Annotated in this window: 22 protein-coding genes and 1 pseudogene; 19 read left to right on the top strand and 4 right to left on the bottom strand. The window is 47.6% G+C overall.

The window, feature by feature from the left end:
* Positions 1-4: 4 nt before the first annotated feature.
* From QP794_RS03555 to QP794_RS03540, 4 genes are all read left to right on the top strand, one after another.
* Complete coding sequence (locus tag QP794_RS03555; RefSeq protein WP_285074943.1) at positions 5-634, top strand: hypothetical protein; 630 nt, start codon at positions 5-7, stop codon at positions 632-634.
* Positions 635-759: 125 nt separating this feature from the next.
* On the top strand, positions 760-1,728 hold the full coding sequence (locus tag QP794_RS03550; RefSeq protein ID WP_285074942.1) for a radical SAM protein: 969 nt from the start codon (positions 760-762) through the stop codon (positions 1,726-1,728).
* Positions 1,729-1,937: 209 nt separating this feature from the next.
* Entirely contained in the window at positions 1,938-2,942 is a 1,005-nt protein-coding gene (locus QP794_RS03545) for a phosphodiester glycosidase family protein (RefSeq protein WP_285074941.1), read from the top strand.
* Positions 2,943-2,944: 2 nt separating this feature from the next.
* Entirely contained in the window at positions 2,945-3,958 is a 1,014-nt protein-coding gene (locus QP794_RS03540) for a bifunctional glycosyltransferase family 2/GtrA family protein (RefSeq protein WP_285074939.1), read from the top strand.
* Positions 3,959-4,317: 359 nt separating this feature from the next.
* Here QP794_RS03540 and QP794_RS03535 read toward each other — a convergent pair whose 3' ends face one another.
* From QP794_RS03535 to QP794_RS03525, 3 genes are read right to left on the bottom strand one after another with little or no spacing between them, the layout of a single operon-like run.
* Entirely contained in the window at positions 4,318-5,775 is a 1,458-nt protein-coding gene (locus QP794_RS03535) for a PTS transporter subunit EIIC (RefSeq protein ID WP_024628179.1), read from the bottom strand.
* 30 nt (positions 5,776-5,805) lie between these two features.
* Entirely contained in the window at positions 5,806-6,312 is a 507-nt protein-coding gene (locus QP794_RS03530; RefSeq protein ID WP_024628180.1) for a PTS sugar transporter subunit IIA, read from the bottom strand.
* Positions 6,309-7,193, bottom strand: coding sequence for a PRD domain-containing protein (locus QP794_RS03525; protein WP_285074934.1), 885 nt, complete (start codon positions 7,191-7,193; stop codon positions 6,309-6,311). Before QP794_RS03525 ends, QP794_RS03530 begins: the two co-directional genes overlap by 4 nt.
* Before the next feature lie 272 nt (positions 7,194-7,465).
* Between QP794_RS03525 and QP794_RS03520 the strand changes: the two genes are divergently transcribed.
* The 4 genes from QP794_RS03520 to QP794_RS03505 all read left to right on the top strand — a co-directional run bounded on the left by QP794_RS03520 (position 7,466) and on the right by QP794_RS03505 (position 12,465).
* Complete coding sequence (locus tag QP794_RS03520; protein ID WP_024628182.1) at positions 7,466-8,023, top strand: glycerol-3-phosphate responsive antiterminator; 558 nt, start codon at positions 7,466-7,468, stop codon at positions 8,021-8,023.
* Between the two features lie 195 nt (positions 8,024-8,218).
* Entirely contained in the window at positions 8,219-9,040 is an 822-nt protein-coding gene (locus QP794_RS03515; protein ID WP_024628183.1) for an MIP/aquaporin family protein, read from the top strand.
* 36 nt (positions 9,041-9,076) lie between these two features.
* Positions 9,077-10,570: a glycerol kinase GlpK gene (gene glpK / locus QP794_RS03510; RefSeq protein ID WP_285074932.1), complete on the top strand. Its 1,494-nt coding sequence runs from the start codon at positions 9,077-9,079 to the stop codon at positions 10,568-10,570.
* A 206-nt stretch (positions 10,571-10,776) separates the two neighbouring features.
* Complete coding sequence (locus tag QP794_RS03505; protein WP_285074931.1) at positions 10,777-12,465, top strand: glycerol-3-phosphate dehydrogenase/oxidase; 1,689 nt, start codon at positions 10,777-10,779, stop codon at positions 12,463-12,465.
* A gap of 219 nt (positions 12,466-12,684) precedes the next feature.
* Here QP794_RS03505 and QP794_RS33115 read toward each other — a convergent pair.
* Positions 12,685-12,783 (bottom strand): annotated as a pseudogene (locus tag QP794_RS33115) (CidB/LrgB family autolysis modulator); the annotation flags it as partial.
* A 178-nt stretch (positions 12,784-12,961) separates the two neighbouring features.
* Between QP794_RS33115 and QP794_RS03500 the strand changes: the two are divergent.
* The 11 genes from QP794_RS03500 (at position 12,962) to QP794_RS03450 (ending at position 18,842) form a co-directional block, all read left to right on the top strand.
* Positions 12,962-13,390: a VOC family protein gene (locus QP794_RS03500; protein ID WP_285074929.1), complete on the top strand. Its 429-nt coding sequence runs from the start codon at positions 12,962-12,964 to the stop codon at positions 13,388-13,390.
* Between the two features lie 20 nt (positions 13,391-13,410).
* Entirely contained in the window at positions 13,411-13,737 is a 327-nt protein-coding gene (locus tag QP794_RS03495) for a DUF962 domain-containing protein (RefSeq protein ID WP_285074928.1), read from the top strand.
* A gap of 40 nt (positions 13,738-13,777) precedes the next feature.
* Positions 13,778-14,491 carry an AAA family ATPase gene (locus QP794_RS03490; protein ID WP_285074927.1) on the top strand — a complete coding sequence of 238 codons (714 nt, stop codon included), beginning with the start codon at positions 13,778-13,780 and terminating at the stop codon, positions 14,489-14,491.
* A 34-nt stretch (positions 14,492-14,525) separates the two neighbouring features.
* Entirely contained in the window at positions 14,526-15,011 is a 486-nt protein-coding gene (locus QP794_RS03485; RefSeq protein ID WP_024628189.1) for a DinB family protein, read from the top strand.
* A complete protein-coding gene (locus QP794_RS03480) occupies positions 15,008-15,496 on the top strand; it encodes a cysteine hydrolase family protein (RefSeq protein WP_094937679.1) in 489 nt (162 codons plus the stop codon). Before QP794_RS03485 ends, QP794_RS03480 begins: the two co-directional genes overlap by 4 nt.
* Before the next feature lie 205 nt (positions 15,497-15,701).
* The gene (locus QP794_RS03475; protein WP_285074923.1) at positions 15,702-16,217 is read left to right on the top strand and encodes a GNAT family N-acetyltransferase; all 516 of its coding nucleotides are present in this window, start codon (positions 15,702-15,704) and stop codon (positions 16,215-16,217) included.
* A 33-nt stretch (positions 16,218-16,250) separates the two neighbouring features.
* The gene (locus QP794_RS03470; protein ID WP_285074921.1) at positions 16,251-16,658 is read left to right on the top strand and encodes a hypothetical protein; all 408 of its coding nucleotides are present in this window, start codon (positions 16,251-16,253) and stop codon (positions 16,656-16,658) included.
* Between the two features lie 72 nt (positions 16,659-16,730).
* Positions 16,731-17,213 (top strand): hypothetical protein, encoded by a 483-nt coding sequence (locus tag QP794_RS03465; RefSeq protein ID WP_024628193.1) that lies wholly within the window; start codon positions 16,731-16,733, stop codon positions 17,211-17,213.
* 76 nt (positions 17,214-17,289) lie between these two features.
* Positions 17,290-17,754 carry an NUDIX domain-containing protein gene (locus QP794_RS03460; protein WP_285074920.1) on the top strand — a complete coding sequence of 155 codons (465 nt, stop codon included), beginning with the start codon at positions 17,290-17,292 and terminating at the stop codon, positions 17,752-17,754.
* Between the two features lie 36 nt (positions 17,755-17,790).
* Positions 17,791-18,177: a hypothetical protein gene (locus QP794_RS03455; RefSeq protein WP_024628195.1), complete on the top strand. Its 387-nt coding sequence runs from the start codon at positions 17,791-17,793 to the stop codon at positions 18,175-18,177.
* A 62-nt stretch (positions 18,178-18,239) separates the two neighbouring features.
* Positions 18,240-18,842, top strand: coding sequence for a hypothetical protein (locus tag QP794_RS03450; RefSeq protein ID WP_285074919.1), 603 nt, complete (start codon positions 18,240-18,242; stop codon positions 18,840-18,842).
* Positions 18,843-18,844: the final 2 nt, after the last annotated feature.

Below are 18,844 nucleotides of genomic sequence, written 5' to 3'. Positions count from 1 at the left end.
GTTAATGTTGACCAAAGGAATACTATTTGTTGTTCTTTTTATGACTCTTTTAAGTAACTCTGAAGTATCCGATAGTGTTTCCGAAGTCTCTAATCTGCCTCCTGCGCCTATGATATTTACAGAAGAAGAATTTAAAGTTCAGAATAGAGCAAAGAATATCACTATTCAAATCGGAGATACTCGAGCAGAGGTTGAGCAGCAGTTGGGGAAACACGTGGATTATTATTATCATACGAATGTTTACCAGTATAAAGGTATGTGGATTCATTACAAAGAAGGAATTTTGGATGGAATCGTGATCGATGATGCGGCAGCAAACTCCAAAAAATACAAAACGCCAAGTGGCATAGGTTATGGCAGTACAATTCAAGAAGTAATCCAGCAATACGGAAAGAAAGCCTTTATTGATTCTAATCAAAGAAAAGTACGCTCAATTACGTATCTCATGGAGAGAGATAAACAAGGCAACTACAGTGTAATAACGTCATTTGATAAATTCGCACTTGAAGGTGGCTATGAAAATTTGATGATTTTATCCATGGTGCTTGATCAGCAAAGACGTGTGTCATTCTTGATGATCGCAGACTATGAATTTGCATATCATCCTGAGCATAGATGGACTGAAACTCAATAAAATGGCTGGGGGTTACTCTGTTCTTCACATCCCAACGTACATAATGTCATATCGTGCATCGACCGAGATCCGCTATAATCTCCAAGTTGAAAAAACATGGATAAGGAATCGGGAGGTACATCAAATTGACAGCGAAAAACAGATATAAATCACTGGAGCTTGAAACACCCGGCGTATATGAATTGGAAGGACTGGAGGTCGGTGTGACCTCCAATTGCAATTACAAATGTGACTATTGCTGCGCATACAATCGGGACGATGGGCAATGCATAAGCGGTCAGGAGGTTATCCGAATTATCCGTGAACTTCCTCGGCTCAAGCGGGTGCGTTTGTCCGGGGGAGAGGTGACTCTGAAATATCAGGATTGCCTGGAGATTGTGAAATATTGTGGGCTACATGGCATTGACACGCAGTTAAATACCAATGCCAGCCTGCTGACGGAAGAACGAATTCATACCTTGCGTGATGCGGGCTTATCCAATATTCATATTTCGTTCAACTATACGGACCCGGATGCATATGCCGCTTATTATCGTGTACATCCCCGCATGTATGAGCGATTGGAGCACAACATCCGTCTTTGTATTGAGGCGGGGCTGGAAACCGTATTGGAGACGCTGCTATTTGAAGGTACCCAGGCCAACATGCAGGCCATTAGCGATAAAGTCTATGATCTGGGTGTGCGCATCCATGAAATCCAGAACAGCATCTTGATGCCGCATAGCCAGTGGAGCCAGACTGTGACCACAGAATCGCTCATCCACTCCGTAAACGAGCTAATCAAGCACAAGAAGCAAGATACGACGTTATATTTTACCTGTATGGATCGTTTTACCGAAAAATTGGGTTTGTATGAACAGCAGGGTGTGTACTTCTCCAATTGTGTGGATGGAACCAAACAGCTTCATTTGCATGGGAATGGGGATATTCTTATCTGTGAGTTATGCCATCCAGTTGTCATTGGTAATATCTATCAGGGAACGTCCTTGAAGGAAATCTATACCAAACAGCCGCAAGCGTTAACGGATTTTCTGGAAAAGCAGCCCTGCCCTGCATACGAGGCTCTTTTTGCAGGTGAACAACAACGTTTATAAAAGGCGGTTCAACTCTGAACTGTGCCTGTTGGGTTTATACATAGGTAGGATTAAATCCATTCATCATCATTTAATCAGAAGGTTACATCATCTCCTCGACGGAGACAGTGCGATCTTCTTTTTTTTTTGTGTTCCCATGTTTCAGATTCATTTAAGCTATCCGACCTATCATGAGCCTTAAGAACTTTATTAAGAGGTGAATTTCACGTATGACGATGCACAGAGAACCCAACCAGCGGAACAATGAGAACAACAAACTTAACATGAAACCCAAGTCCAGACGGAAATGGATGATCCTTACGCTTGTCATCATACTGGGGCTAGGCACAGTGATATACAGTTTGGCGAACCGGTATTTGATTCGACATGTAGAAGTAGTCGTGGCAGACGATAACACAGCAGCGGTCAGCAGCGATTCAAACACGGCGACTGAGGTTAACGCAACTGAAGTGAATGCAACGTCAGATGACTGGAACTACTCCAGCGATGATATGCAGGTCAAGATCGACAAGATGCAGACGGGCTCCGGCTCGGACCAGATTACGTATTACGTCGCGGATGTACAGCTGACGGATGCGAGCAGCCTGCGCTCGGCTCTGGCAGATAACAGCTTTGGCACGAATATTACCGAAAACACTTCAGAAATTGCAGCGGCCAACAATGCGATCTTTGCAATCAATGGAGACTACTACGGTTTCCGCGACGATGGTGTGATTATCCGTAATGGTACGGTATATCGGGATGATCCGGTGCGTGATGCGATGGCGCTATTCAGTGACGGTACGATGAAGACTTACAACGAGACGGAAGTTTCCTCATCGGAACTGCTGGCGGAAGGCGCGACCAATACATTATCTTTTGGACCGATTCTGATTCAGGATGGTGAGATTGTCAGTGACTTCAGCAGTGTGAAAATTGATAACAACTTTGGTAACCGATCGATCCAGGATGCGAACCCAAGAACCGCGATCGGTATGATTGCCCCCAATCATTATGTGTTCGTTGTGGTGGACGGACGGCAGGATGACAGCCGCGGCATGACACTCGCTGAGCTTGCAGATGTCATGAAAGGTCTTGGAGCAACGGAAGCCTACAATCTGGACGGCGGCGGTTCATCCACGATGTACTTCATGGGTCGGGTTGTGAACAATCCACTGGGCAAAAATCAGGAACGCGGTGTAAGTGACATCCTTTATCTTAAGGAGGGGCAATAATCATGACGATACTAATTCCTTCATACGAACCGGATGTGCGGTTATTAAATCTCGTTTTACAGTTGCAGACTTTTAAGTTAGGACCCATTGTCATTGTAGATGATGGCAGCGGCCCAGGTTATCGGGGGATTTTCGAGACGGCAGAAGCCTATGGGTGCACGGTCCTGACACATACGGCCAATTTGGGCAAGGGACGTGCGCTCAAGACAGGCTTTAAACATATAAAGGAACATGGGCCACAGGGCGGAATTGTGTGTGCGGACAGTGACGGACAGCATCTCCCACATGATATCAAACGTATATTTGATATACTATTGGAGCAGACCATCCCCGGCATGGTACTGGGTAGCCGTCGTTTTAGTGGAGCCATTCCAGCGCGCAGTCGTTTCGGCAACACGGTCACACGAGGCGTCTTTTCTCTCACGACAGGTACGAAAGTATATGATACACAGACAGGCCTGCGTGGTTTTCCGTACTCGATGCTGGACTGGCTGTGCCAGATTCCGGGAGATCGATTTGAATACGAAATGAACATGCTGCTAACAGCACATAAAGAAGGGTATGAGATCACGGAGGAGTTTATTGATACGGTCTATCTGGATCACAACAAATCCTCACATTTCCGCCCGCTGGTAGATTCATTCCGCATTTATATGCCGATTCTGATGTTCAGTACGTCTTCGGTGCTGTCCGCTCTGATTGATTTTGGCTTATTGTTCGTCATTCAGTATTTCACGCATAATCTGTTCCTATCGGTCGTTGCAGCGAGACTATGCAGCTCGATCTTCAACTATACGATTAACCGGAAGTATGTATTTTCAACCGGGAAAACGTCCAGGGTCCGCCAGTCATTACCGAAATACTTTTCACTGGTCCTTCTGGTACTGCTATTAAATTACGGACTGCTGTACTTCTACAATGAAAAGCTCATTATCCCGCTGATTGCAGCCAAGCTGTTAACCGAGGTGTCGATCTTTGTGTTCAGCTATTGGGCACAGCGCAGATTTGTGTATTAAACTCAAACTCAGAGAGAGTGAGCATACCGCTTGCTCTCTTTTTTTCAATCAAAACCGTTTCATGTTAACCGTGTTATGGGGTACGATGGAGGTAGTTGGGATTTTCCTCCAATCGCAGTTGCCCCCAAATTTTAAATGATGTTTTAGCCGAAGAAATTAGGGGGCAAAGGCGAACGCTGACGCTTTTCCGGAATTGCTTCGTGCTCACCGCTGCTTCGTGCTCACCCCTACCTCATAAACCAAAAGAAGACATGGCCACTCAAAAGAATATCCTGCGCTTCTTGGTTAACAAAAAAAGGACGAGAACAGGGTAAGCCTACCCTTGTTCTCGTCCTTTTAAACTCAAAGGAGGACGAGCGTTACATCAGCTTCTTAATCTCATCCTTCAGAATTTCGGACTGGGTGCCGAAGATGACCTGCACAGCTCCGCCACCGAGCCTCATGATGCCGGAAGCGCCAAGCTGTTTGAGCGCCTGGTCGTTGACAGCTTTGTCGTCCCTAACAACAAGTCGGAGGCGAGTGATGCAGGCGTCGATGCTCTCGATATTATCTGTTCCCCCGATCTCGGCGAGCACTTTGCCAGCCTTGGTGTCGGCAGACGCCGCTGCCACGGCGGAAGCATCAGTGGGGACATCGGCATCATCAGCGTCATCCTCGCGCCCCGGCGTTTTCAGGTTGAACTTCACAATCATGAACCGGAACAGGAAATAATAGACGACCGCAAATGCGAGTCCGACCGGGATCATGAGCAGCGGATTGGTCGACAGCTTCATGTTCACGAGGTAATCGATCAGACCTGCCGAGAAGGCGAAGCCCAGCTTAACATTCAGCAGGTACATGATCAGGGCCGCTGCACCGGTAAGAATAGCGTGCACCACATACAGCAGAGGCGCCGCGAACATGAAGGAGAACTCGAGCGGCTCGGTAATACCCGTTAAGAACGAAGCCACCGCTGCGCCGATAAAGATCGAAGCGACCATTTTGCGCTTTTCAGGCCGGGCTGTATGAATCAAGGCAAGCGCCGCCGCCGGAAGAGCGAACATCATAATCGGGAAGAATCCAGACATGAACATGCCTGCCGTAGGGTCTCCGTTGAAGAAGCGGGTCAGGTCGCCGTGCACGACTTCCCCGGCTGCATTGGTATAATCTCCGATCTGGAACCAGGCGATGGAGTTGAGGACATGATGCAGACCGAGCGGGATGAGCAGGCGGTTGGCGATCATGAACACCATGGAGCCAACGCCGCCAAAGCCTACAATCCAGGCGCCGAAAGCGCCGATGGCATCCTGAATCGGGCTCCAGATCATGCCGAACAGGATGGCCAACACCAGCATGGAGCCGGCGGTGACCATCGGCACAAAGCGTTTGCCGGAGAAGAAGCCGAGCCAGTCAGGAAGCTTGATATTGTGGTATTTTTTATACATATAGGCTGCAAGTAGTCCGGCAAATATCCCGCCCAATACGCCCATATCCAGTTTGACATCGTCAGGAATATAGCCGAATACACCTGGAACGGCTCCCAGAATCCGCGTCAGCACCATATAAGCGATCAGGGCGGAAAGCGCGGCGACCGCATCCCCCGCCAGTCCGATTGCCACCCCGATGGCGAAGATGAGCGCAAGGTTGCCGAAGATCGCCCCCGCCCCCTCATTCAGGAATGGAACTACATACTGATTGAGAAATCCCCCGATCACGGGTCCGAGCGGAATGTCCTTTTCATAATTAAGAAGACCTAAGCCTTGAAGAATACCTGCCGCAGGCAGGGTTGCTACAGGAAGCATCAGGGATCTTCCCAGCTTTTGCAGTACTTTCAGCATATTGTTCTTCCTTTCTTTTTGTGATTTATGTTATTTGGGCAAGCTGACTTTCATGATAGTTCCCAAGCCTGCTTCTACATTGCCATACTCCGGGTGTGACTCCCACGGCTGTTCTGCCGCATTCGCAACGATGACAGGGGTGATGACCGGATAACCAGCCGAAGCGATCGCATTCAGGTCAAATTCGATCAGGGTCTGACCGACAGCGACCTGATCCCCGGTCTGTACTTGGGGTGTGAAGCCCTGTCCTTTCAGGCTGACAGTATTCATACCGATATGCAGCAGCAGCTGCAGCCCGGAAGCATGCTCAATCATTACGGCATGATGCGATTTGATCAGGTGCACCACAGTGCCGTCGATAGGGGCGACCAGCCTGCCCTCCTGGGGAATCACTGCAACTCCCGGTCCCATAAGTCCTTGCGCGAACGCTTCGTCAGGCACTTCTTCCAAACTGACGCAGGTTCCGGTGAGCGGGGAGGCGACGGATATTGTCTCAGATGTTTTGGCAGATTTGTTGTTTTTCCATTTCCAGATCATTGTGTGTTGTCCTTTCTGTTGTTGGTTTTGGCATGGGTTTGAAAAAGTCGGTATAAATGCATGGCGAGAAAAGCCGTTTCTTCCTCGGGTACCTCTGTACCCAAATCCTCGGCCATTACAGCGCTCATTTTTCTGGCCAGCTGGTATTCGGACGGATACTCATTTTGCACATATGGTGCGAAGGTGGGGGCCGTCATCGGCTGCTGATACAGGCGTTCCATGGAGAAGCGCAGGTGTATCATGAGTCTTGCCTGGCTAAGGCTGCCCTGCTCAAAGCGAACGCCACCCTCCTCTTCAATAATGGACTGAAGCTTGCTGATCACATTTGATACCTTAACCAGCTGTCCGACAGGAACGTGGTTTACGGAGGAGTACACATGGTATGTCAGGAACCCGGCCTCATCCTCCGGGACCTCTACGCCAAAGGCCTCTCCGATCATGGCCGCTGCTTCCGAGGCGATTTCGAATTCTTTCGGAAAACTGAGCTTTGTCTCCATAAGGAAAGGATTCAGAATCTCCATCCCGTTGCGGATCCGATATAAGGTGAACTGAATATGACTCGGAAGAGCAAGGTAGATCTTGTCATTCAGCTTGCCAGGAAACTGATCAGTGATGAGACGGATAATCCGGTCAGAGATGTCGATGACATTCGGGTCCAAGTCCTTCATCAGCTCCTGCGCCTGCCCCCATTCCTCCCGGTCCTCCAGCCGGAACCTTTTCTCAATCCGAGGATCATCGGCCTGCACGGTGCTTTCCCCCTTGAACGCAAATCCCAACCCTTTGCCGATCAGCACGTACTCCTTGGTATTCTGGTGCGACCGGGCCAGAACAATATTGCTGCCGACGACCCGCTCCACCTGCAGCATCATTCCTTTACTCACGGTTCACCGCCTCCTCGTTTCTAAAGTTAACGCTTTCATTCAGGAACGACAAAAAGAGCCAAGAAGCGAGTATGGTCTCGTCGCTTCTTGGCTCATGCCCTCTGGGGTGGTAACACGCCAATTCATTTTATGTTTTTATATAATACGTTCTTCCAACATCATATAGAAACTGATCCGACGCGTCAACCATAATTTTGTCATCCGTCTGTTCGTCGTTTAGTATAAGGAATGTGTAAATGTGTAAATGAAAAGGTACTTATAGGAGGCGGGACATGGCTTTTTACGGACAGCAGATTATACCGGCTGCCAAGAACATGAAGCAGTTTGAAGCGATATTGGATAGTGATTACAAGTTCGGAGTATTTCTGGATACGCATGTGGCGCAGCTCCGCAACCTGTATCAGATGGCCCGCGGCAGGGAGAAGAATATGCTTCTGCATGCCGATCTGGTGCAGGGTTTGAAGAACGACGAATATGCGGCACAGTATCTTTGCCAGGAGATTAAGCCGTTTGGCATCATTTCCACCCGCGCCGGCGTCATTACAACAGCCAAGAAGAAGGGGATTTTGGCCATTCAGCGCCTGTTCATGCTGGATACGATTGCGCTGGAGAAGAGCTACTCGCTGGTCAAGAAAACACAGCCGGATTTTATTGAGGTGTTACCCGGCGTCATGTCGCAAATGATTCCCGAGGTCAGTGAGCGGACAGGCATTCCCATTCTTGCCGGAGGGCTGATCCGTACTGTCGAGGAAGTGGAATTGGCGCTCGCTGCCGGGGCTACGGCGGTCACCACCTCGAATAAGAGTCTGTTCGATCAGTACAGTCTGTGAAAAAAATCATATTGACACCGCTTACATGTTACGATATGCTCAACTCAAGTTAATACACCGTGACGGAGACGAGGAGAGCCACACAGACATCCCATGCTGCAGCATGGGGGAGTTTTGTGACGGCTCTTCTCTTTTTTGTGCGGTTGGAAGTGGTTACACGAAGTTTGCTAGGGAAATTAAGGGGGGGATAGGATGATGACACCATTTTTAGCCGAATTGGTAGGCACAATGATTTTGATTACACTGGGTGCAGGAGTTTGCGCCGGGGTGACGTTGAATAAATCACTCGCGAAGGGCTCAGGCTGGATCGTTATCAGCATGGGCTGGGGACTGGCGGTAGCGTTTGCGGTTTATGCGGTTGGCGGAATCAGCGGGGCGCATCTGAATCCGGCGGTGACGCTGGCGTTGGCATTCCAGGGATCGTTCCCATGGGCAGACGTACCTGCGTATATTATCGCTCAACTGATCGGGGCAATGGCCGGTGCAGCGATTGTCTATCTGCATTACCTGCCGCACTGGAAGGCCACCGAGGACCCGGGCGCGAAGCTGGGCGTATTTGCCACCGGGCCGGCGATTGATCATCCGTTTTCGAATGTGCTTAGCGAGATGATTGGGACGTTTATTTTTGTGCTCGCTCTCCAGGCTATGGGGGCTAACACTTTCACAGAAGGGCTTAATCCACTGCTCGTCGGTTTCCTGGTCGTCAGCATCGGTTTGTCCCTGGGCGGTACGACAGGTTATGCGATCAACCCCGCACGGGATTTGGGACCACGTCTTGCACACTTCCTGCTGCCGATCGCGGGCAAAGGAAGCTCCAATTGGAAATATGCGTGGATCCCGATTGTGGGTCCGCTGCTGGGCGGTTCGTTCGGAGGTCTTTTTTACAGTGCTGTATTTAAAGGAGCCTTGATTCCGGCGTTCTGGGTGGTGCTGGTTCTGATCGCTGTTGTGCTCGTTATTGCTCTGCAGGCCGGGCGCAAGAATGGAGCAAAAACCGCAGGCAAGCTGGTAGCTTGATGATTGTTCAATTAACTATATAGGAGGATGTAATTTATGGAAAAATATATTTTGTCACTGGATCAAGGAACGACCAGCTCACGAGCTATTTTATTCAACCACAAGGGTGAAATCGTATATACGGCACAGCATGAATTCCCGCAATACTTCCCCCATCCCGGCTGGGTGGAGCAGAACGCCAATGAAATCTGGAGCTCGATTCTCGCAGTCATCGCCTCCTGTTTGTCCGAGTCGGGCGTCAAAGCCGCGCAAATTGCCGGCATCGGCATTACCAACCAGCGCGAAACGGTCGTGGTATGGGATAAAACAACCGGCCTTCCTGTATACAACGTGATTGTATGGCAGTCCCGCCAGACCGCCGAAATTTGCGAAGAGCTGAAAGCACAGGGATTGAACGACGTATTCCGCCGCAAAACAGGGCTGTTGATCGATCCGTATTTCTCCGGCACCAAGGTGAAATGGATTCTGGATCATGTGGAAGGCGCGCGTGAGAAGGCTGAACGCGGTGAGCTGCTGTTCGGCACGATTGATACCTGGCTGATCTGGAAGCTTTCTGGCGGCAAGGCGCACGTAACGGATTATTCCAATGCGGCCAGAACGCTGATGTACAACATTCATGAATTGAAATGGGATGAAGAGCTGCTGGAAATTCTGGGTGTGCCGCAAAGCATGCTGCCGCAGGCTCGCCCTTCTTCCGAGGTGTACGCTCATACCGTCGATTACCATTTCTTCGGCCAGAACGTGCCGATCGCCGGAGCAGCAGGCGACCAGCAGGCGGCTCTGTTCGGGCAGGCCTGTTATGACAAAGGCATGGCCAAGAACACTTATGGCACGGGCTGCTTCATGCTGATGAACACAGGGGATCAGCCGGTCGAATCCGAGCATGGGCTGATTACGACGATCGCTTGGGGATTGGAAGAGGGTAAGGTGCAGTATGCGCTGGAAGGCAGTATTTTTGTGGCAGGCTCGGCCATTCAGTGGCTGCGCGACGGACTGCGCATGTTCAAAGAGGCGAAGGATAGCGAAGCTTATGCTGCCCGTGTAGAGTCGACCGATGGGGTATATATGGTTCCAGCCTTCGTAGGGCTCGGAAGCCCGTATTGGGACAGTGATGTGCGCGGAGCTATGTTTGGACTGACACGCGGCACGACTAAGGAGCATTTCATCCGCGCCACGCTGGAGGCCCTGGCTTATCAGACCAGGGATGTGCTGACAGCCATGGAGAGCGACTCGGGTATCAAAATGAAGGCATTGAAGGTGGACGGCGGCGCGGTTCTGAACAACTTCCTGATGCAGTTCCAGAGCGATATTCTCAGTTCTACCGTGGAGCGTCCCGCAATTCACGAAACGACAGCTCTGGGTGCCGCTTTTCTGGCCGGTCTGGCTGTTGGCTTCTGGAAGGACCTTGATGAGCTGCGAGCGCACATGAAGGTGGAGCGGTCCTTTGAGCCGGCTATGGATGAGGATACCCGGGAGCGGCTTTATGAAGGTTGGAAAAAGGCGGTTCAGGCCGCTATGGCCTTCAAATAATAACCAGCTGAAAAGCGGCGGATTTATACTTTATTTTTCCGTAGCAGTATGTTACGATGAATCCAAGTTAATATCCTTGTCAGGAGATTCGGAGAGACCACGATACACCCGGCACCGCCGTGGGTGCAGTTTCGTGGTCTCTTTTTTGTTGTGCTATAGGATTATTTTGGGATAGATGTATTTAAATAGAAATTGGAGGAAAATATATGACAACAGTTCAATTTGCGGGAAAAGAACGGGCCAAGCTGCTGCGGCGGATGGCTGGAGAGCATTTCGATGTGCTGGTGATCGGCGGCGGCATTACAGGAGCAGGGATTGCGCTCGACGCGGCTACACGCGGCATGAAGGTGGCGCTGGCGGAAATGCAGGATTTTGCGGCAGGAACCTCCAGCCGCTCCACGAAGCTTGTTCACGGTGGTCTGCGTTATCTGAAGCAGTTTGAAGTCGGGATGGTGGCCGAGGTTGGCAAGGAGCGGGCGATTGTATACGAGAACGGGCCGCATGTTACGACGCCGGAACGTATGTTGCTGCCGATGCATAAAGGGGGAACGTTCGGCAAGTTCACGACCTCCATCGGGCTGCAGGTATACGACCGACTGGCGGGTGTCAAGCACAGTGAGCGGCGGCGGATGCATGATGCACAGGAGACTCTCGCCAAAGAGCCGCTCCTGAAGCGTGAAGGCTTGAAGGGCGGCGGCACCTACGTGGAATACCGAACAGATGATGCCCGGATGACGATCGAGGTCATGAAAAAGGCGGTCGCCTCCGGCGCTCTGGCAGCTAATTATGCCAGGGTCTCCAAGCTTCTCTACGAAAATGGTCGTGTGATCGGAGCCCATGTGAAGGATCGTGCATCGGGCGAGGGCTATGATGTGCGGGCTACGCTGGTTATTAATGCGGCGGGGCCGTGGGTCGACACGATGCGTGAAATGGACGGGTCCAAGAAAGGCAAGATTCTGCAGCTGACCAAAGGTGTGCATCTGGTCTTCGATCAGCAGCGTTTCCCGCTGCACCAGGCGATCTATTTCGATACGCCGGATGGGCGGATGGTGTTTGCGATCCCGCGGGATGGCAAAACCTACGTCGGAACGACGGATACGGTATATAAGACGGATACGGCCCATCCGCGAATGACTACGGCGGACCGCACCTATATTATCAATGCGATCAACTATATGTTCCCGGACGTGAAAATCACCGCTGAGGATGTGGAATCCAGTTGGGCGGGGGTACGGCCACTGATTTATGAGGAAGGCAAAGATCCCTCGGAAATTTCGCGCAGAGATGAAATTTGGGAGTCGGCATCCGGGATGGTCACTATTGCGGGCGGCAAGCTGACAGGCTACCGTAAAATGGCGGAGATGGTCGTGGATCGGGCAGCAGAGCTGCTGAAGAACCGGGCAGGTGCCTCCTATGGCGGCGCAGTTACCAGAGACTTGACCATGTCCGGCGGCGATGTGGGCGGTTCCAAGGGTTTTGAGGGCTTCGTGCGCTCAACTGCCGATAAGGGCGCTTCTCACGGAGTGCCACGCCAACTGGCGGAAGCCTGGGTCAAACGCTACGGCTCCAACGCCGAGCGGCTGTTCGCCATTGCCGCCCGGCCGAATCAGGGCCAGGCCGAGGGTGCGCTTCCGGATGAGGTGCGAGTACCGCTGCTGTACGCCATGGAGGAGGAGATGGCGGTCACGCCGGCTGATTTCTTCATCCGCCGCACCGGCGCTCTCTTCTTCAATATTGCCTGGGTGAAGCAGTGGAAAACACAGGTGATTGGGCTCATGGCCGAACGGGCAGGCTGGAGTGCAGAGCAGCAGGAGTGGTACACGGAGGAGCTGGAGACGGAACTGCATTATGCCGTGGTGCCTGAAGACGAGAAGAGTACTGTGTCGGTTGGATAGGCGGAGGAAGTCCCAGAAGCTCCATTGAACTGGGGCTTCTCTTTTTTTATGTGGTGGAACGCTCCGCTTTTCCGGAATTGCTTCGTGCATATTCATAAATGAAGAAAATAGAAGGAATCGCTTTAACAGGATCTTCTGTGATTCCGTAAAAAAGGTCGAGAACAGGAGCAAACTTACCTCTGTTCTCGACCTTTTGTTCGTGAATAGTCCATTACGCTGTTAGTGCAGGAGCAGTTCCACGAGGAACGACGCGATTGCCAGTGTGAACACTGCGGCCAGCACCATAGAGATGCTGGAGATCGTTCCGGTTAGCCGACTCAGTGATTTTTTTGCAAAAGAAACAGGACACCATGCACCTCTTGTCTAATGGTTAAAGTACCCACAATAACCTGAAGAGGGGGTGTCCTTAACAACAATTGACGTAAACATGACTTATCCACAGGTTGGAGTTATCCTATTCCAAATTCATGTTGAAAAGATATGGGAGGAGAAGAATATGGTTCCACAGCGAGTTAGTCTCGTAACTATTGGTGCGATACATTTGCCTGAACTGCGTTCGTTCTATCAGAAGCTTGGCTGGAGTGAGACAGCAATCAGTTCAGATCAGTACAGTGTCTTTGAAACGACAGGTGTATTGTTATCGTTATATCCTATTCGGGAGCTTGAGAAAGATACGGGTATGACATTCAGTGTATCTGGTGGATTGAAGGGAACGTTACTGGCAATCAATGTGGATAAAGCGGAAGACGTGGATGATACCATTGGAAAAATTCGTGAAGCCGGAGGGAATGTAATCAGAGAACCATATGACGCTACTTGGGGCGGAAGAATTGCTTATTTTCTGGACCCGGAGAATAACTGCTGGGAAGTCACTTGGAATCCAACCGCCGTATTCGATGAAAAAGGAGCCATGATCACATTTTAAGGTGAAATGAGTGTGACCAGATGTTGAATCGTGTTCGTAAAGATTTGCATTATTATCTTCAGGAACATCAGGATCGAAACAACCTCATCTTGCATTATTTCGCATTTTTATCGGCGTTTGTGGCCTGGATTTTCTTGTTCATTAATATCAAAGTTATGCTGGTTCTGGCACTTATCCATTACGTCCTGTCCTGGATTGGGCACTTCTATTACGAAGGTAACAAACCGGCGGCATTCCGATATCCGCATATCGGTTTTTATGCCGGGTTCACCTGGTTTTTTCTCAGGACCATTGAGATCATCACCCGCAAAGAGATCATCCATCCGTGGATCAATAAACAGGACTGAAACCAGCAGGAGTCGAACTTTATAAAATAGGAGTGTGTCTATGTATCTTCGAAGTGTGGAGTTACTGTCTGTTAAAGTCGAGAATCCGGATCAATATCCGTTTCATATACCCTCCATACAGTCTCTGGAGCGATTGGAATTTAATAATAACATTACGTTCTTTGTTGGTGAGAATGGATCGGGTAAGTCCACGCTGCTGGAGGGCATCGCTCATCAATGTGGATTTAACACAGCAGGGGGCGGGAAAAATAATGAATTTGAGATTGATGCTGCTGAATCATCATTAGGTGACTATTTGCGTCTAGCCTGGTTGCCAAAAATCACGAATGGTTTCTTCATGCGCTCGGAGTCCTTTTATCAATTTGCATCGCATGTAGATGAATTGGGGCCCGAGTCGCTCAGGTATTATGGCGGGCGTTCGTTGCATGAACAATCCCATGGGGAGTCTTTTCTCAATCTGTTTGTGAACCGATTCAATTCCAAAGGCATCTATCTGCTCGATGAGCCCGAAGCCGCCTTATCGCCAGCTCGTCAGCTCTCCTTGTTGCGCATTCTTCATGATCTATCAGCTAATTCCCAATTTATTATCGCGACACATTCGCCAATTTTATTGGGTTATCCGGGTGCATGCATTCTGAGTTTTGACGATGGTGGAATCCAGGAAGTGGAGTATGAGGATACGGAACATTATCAGATCACCCGCAGTTTCCTGGAAAACCGCGACCGGATGCTGAACGAATTGTTTAAGGACTGATTTTTTCACTTTGAAAGGAGTAAGGAGGCCGAATATGAGTACAAAATTGGTGTTGTTGGACCAACTGGCTGCATGTCATCATGACAAGAGCTGGTTTATGCCGCTGGAAGAAATGTTATGTGATATAACCGCTGCCCAAGCCTTATGGGTAAATGATGAGGGGCAATCAATCTGGGGGTTGGTGAATCATCTGACTTTCTGGAATGAAACCTGGTTGGAGCGTTTTATCGAGGGTGAAGTGGGTTTGGATAATAACATAAATAATGATGAGACGTTCATTGTTAACCCATCCCAGGTAAGTGAAGAAGATTGGCAGAAAAGTATTGAACACCTTGGAGCAACATTTAGTCGCTGGATTCAGGCTGTAGAGGATAGTGATGATGCAAAATTAGGGATGACCATCCCCTCGTACTTCAATGCCCCATGGTGGAATGTCATATCCAATGTGTGTATTCATAATGCATATCATATTGGACAGATCATGATGCTGAGAAAGAAAGTAAGAGGAGAGATGATATGAAAATAGGTTTTCTGATCGTGGATATGCAAGAGAGTATTGTAAGGGATAAGTTGGATCAAAAAGCAATAGACCGCGCTTGTGAATATATCAATCATGTTGCAGATGTTCTTCGTTCGAGCGGGCATGTGGTGGTTCATGTGCAGGACGTGGAGGGGATGGAGGATTCAGATTCTGAAGCGTATCGTATTATTTCTGAGGTTGATGTGAATGAGAAGGATCTGACGGTTACCAAGGAAAGTTCCAACGCATTCTGGCAGACAGACTTGGAGCAGATCTTGAAAAGTCACGGTGTTGAGCTGTTGATCATATCGGGATTTGCCGCTGAGGAATGTGTTCTGTTCACCTATAATGGCGCGATGGAGCGAGGATTTAGACCTGTCATGTTGCAAAATGGGATTCTCAGCACGCATCCCGAAGCGGTGATTTCAACCTATAGGGACCGGAATGTGATTTCCTATCCTGTAGTTAATTATTTAATCAAATAATTGAGAGTGCCATGGGCGCGACGATGTCGTGTCCGTTTTTGGTTACACATAACCTTTTATGATGGAAAGGATTCTTCATCGTTTAAATTAAAATTTTACCTATAATTACTGGAGTTGAAGCGATACATTTAAGTGGTAAGCAGGGGCGTGATATGCAACTAAAGATGGGGAAGTGTGGTTCATTAATAAAGTGAGGTGTAATGACATGAAAGTACAGATCACCAGAATCGATAACAGTCAGAAAGAATTATTTTTAAACTTGTATAACCTCTATATGTATGATCTTTCCGAATTCTCGGGTGAGGATTTGCTAGAAGAGGGGAAGTACGATCCGACAAATACCTATCTCTATCTGGAACGAGCGGAATTACATCCGTTTTTTATTCAATATGAAGGAAAGGTAATCGGATTTGTGCTGGTTTGCTCTCCTCCATATGTAGATGATGACGTAGATTATACGGTACAAGAGCTGTTTCTGGTCAAAAAGTATCGTGGACAAGGATTAGCGGCTCAAGCGGTTGATCTGGTGTTTGCACAATTTCAGGGCAGATTCAAAGTGGAGCAACTGGCCAATAACCAATCGGCTGTTTCATTCTGGAAAAAATACTATGAACAACACCACATTGAGTATGTAGAGTCCGAGTATAGCATTGAAATTGAAAACATCGCTGGCAGCCATCGGATTCTGTCTCAAACCTTTGTACGTGCAAGAACGGATTAGATTTGTATAATCGTGATAGGAAGGAAGATTAATTTGTATATTATATTAGCTTCAAAAGGCAGGTTCAGGTGGATTCCAGGAATATTTCAAGCAGAAGAGTTAGCGATACATTACATGGAACAAATCCCCAATGAGCTGAAAGAACACCAAAATTTGATTCAAGTTGAGGACTTGAATTACCCTTTTTATATTATCGAGAGTCAAGAGGATTTTCAGTTTTTAACTAAAGATGAAGTGATTACACTTTTCAATAATACGGACGTGTCAGAAGACGAAGATGAGGTTCACTTCAATATCTACACGATAGATTCAGACTACAGACCGAAGAAGCCGGGTACAGACTATATGGGCATACTTCATCATGATCATGTGACCAATGATTTTATTGAGAGATACAAAGAAGAAGGAACAGAGATTTTAGTCAAAAAAAGGATCTTTTAGATTTTCGCATTTACCAATACATGGGTTATGATGAATGAAAATGAGCCCAATAGAGTACTGGGGGACTAAAAGATGCCTATGCATAATTTTATTATTGAAAATAAGTCAGAAATAAATGAATCTATCTACACCTCCTACTCATGGGATACTCATGGACATATACATAAAAGCGGACTAATGGTAGAGGAACATGTTGGCTTGGAGGATGAGTTCCTTTCATATATCCAGGATTCTCTTAACTGGCTGAATACGTGGAACCCATCTACCTGTAAAAAATGTAGTGGACTGAACAACTATGGAATAACGGTTATTGAAGAAAAAGATACTTTGTTGAAGTTTCATCAACTAATTCGCGCATGGATTGATGTATTCAACCTTGCTCCTGATCAGATCAAGCTTACAGGGGATTATTGTTTTGATGGAAATGAACAGAGGGGCTATTATGAGAAACTCATGTATAACAGAGTTGAATTGATAAACGAATTAAATAAGCTAGCCAATATGGCAAAAGATGCTGAGGTGAATGGGAAGTGCATTGTGCATTTTGGCATTTGATCTTCTAAAGTGAAATCTCTTATGGAACATTGCTGCTGACTATAGGAGAAGCGAGCCATTAGAAGGAGCTTGATTAATGACAAGTCGCATTGTCGTTACTGGCGGAGCTGTTATTCGTGATCATACAGGGAGAATTCTACTGCAACCAAGATCAGATTATGGCGATTGGGGATTACCTGGTGGTGGTATGGAGCCCGGGGAGAGTATTGAAGAAACCATGATTAGAGAAGTAAAGGAAGAAACGGGACTTGTTGTGAGTTCATATGAACTGGCCTCCGTCTACACAGGTGAGAAAATGAAATATACATATCCGGATGGCAACGAGGTTGTATTTGTGATGTTTCTGTTTAACGTCACCGCGGAGTTGGATGGGAAACTTGATAAGGATCAAACAACTCTTTTATTTGAAGATGAACAGAATGAATCGCTAGAGCTTGTTTTTAAAAGTCTGGATGAAATTGATATTTCCACAATCAACAAGGTACAGAAGCCTGTATTTATAGATTTGATGCAAGGAGAGTCTGAGCTGCTACGAGTGTAATATGCATAAACAACTTAGCTAAATATCAAGTGGGGATTGATTATAATAAAAAATCTGGAGTTACTTAGCCCCTTTATTCTTGCATTTTCTGTTCAAGATTTGGAGTGGGTTGCTGGTGTTAATTTGTATATCAAACAAGATAAATATTATGAAAATATCATGATAGCAGACATTACATTTCTGATGAAATTCTCAAATGCAACTTATGAATTGCTTTTTAGATTCAATAACATTGAAAGTTTCCATTATCAGCCGAATGGTGTTCTAGTGAAGATTAGTGGTTTTAATATTAGAGATTTGAAAGACCACGGGTATCATCCGATGAAATATCTTGTTGAGGACTATGAAGACGGGGTATTGGGATTCTATTGTGAGGATATTGAATTGATGAGTGTGCAAGAGAGTGTGCACTTGGCTTTGTAAGTAATAAAACCATATTAGATTTTATTAAGAAAAGAGAAAGGAGTCCTTACATGCCTTGGCCTATGGTTCATTTTGCAATCGCAACTGAATTATTATCTGATCCAACTCATGAATTTATAGTGGGAAGTCTTGCACCTGACTCCATTCATGTGAGAACGAATGAAAGAGCCGAAAAGGCAAAAACGCATCTCATGCCAGAGGCAGGACGTTTCGCAACAGACGAAGAGCTCAGGGCATTTTTCAATTCCAACAAAGAACGCGCGCATAGTGATCCTAAGTTCATGCAATATTTGTGCGGGTACATCGCTCATGTATATACGGACCGGGTATGGACTTTCGAGATTTATCCTGCATATGAAGTTCATCCGAATGGGCGAAGTATTTATACGCAGGATGTTACGAAGCTAGAATTTATGATTTTGAGAAAAGGGTCTGAGGGCCATGATTTATTGAATAAGCTGGAAGCAGGTAAAGCTTTTGACTTAGGTGGGTTGCTGGAGCAAGAGGTGTATCAGTATAGAAAAGAAAAAGTAGACTTTTTAAATAACCTTGAAAATGAGCCCTTAGGTGATTTGAGCATATTATCTATGGAAGCTATAGAAGAGTTTATTCATACGACAGCCCGGAGACTGAAACAATTGTTTACAACGTGGGAGGTGTTTTAACA

The sequence above is a fragment of the Paenibacillus sp. UMB7766-LJ446 genome, from assembly GCF_030226665.1.
GTDB classification, from domain to species: Bacteria; Bacillota; Bacilli; order Paenibacillales; family Paenibacillaceae; genus Paenibacillus; species Paenibacillus vandeheii.
The sequence above is the reverse complement of the archived record's forward strand: the minus strand, read 5'-3'. Positions and strand labels throughout refer to the sequence as shown.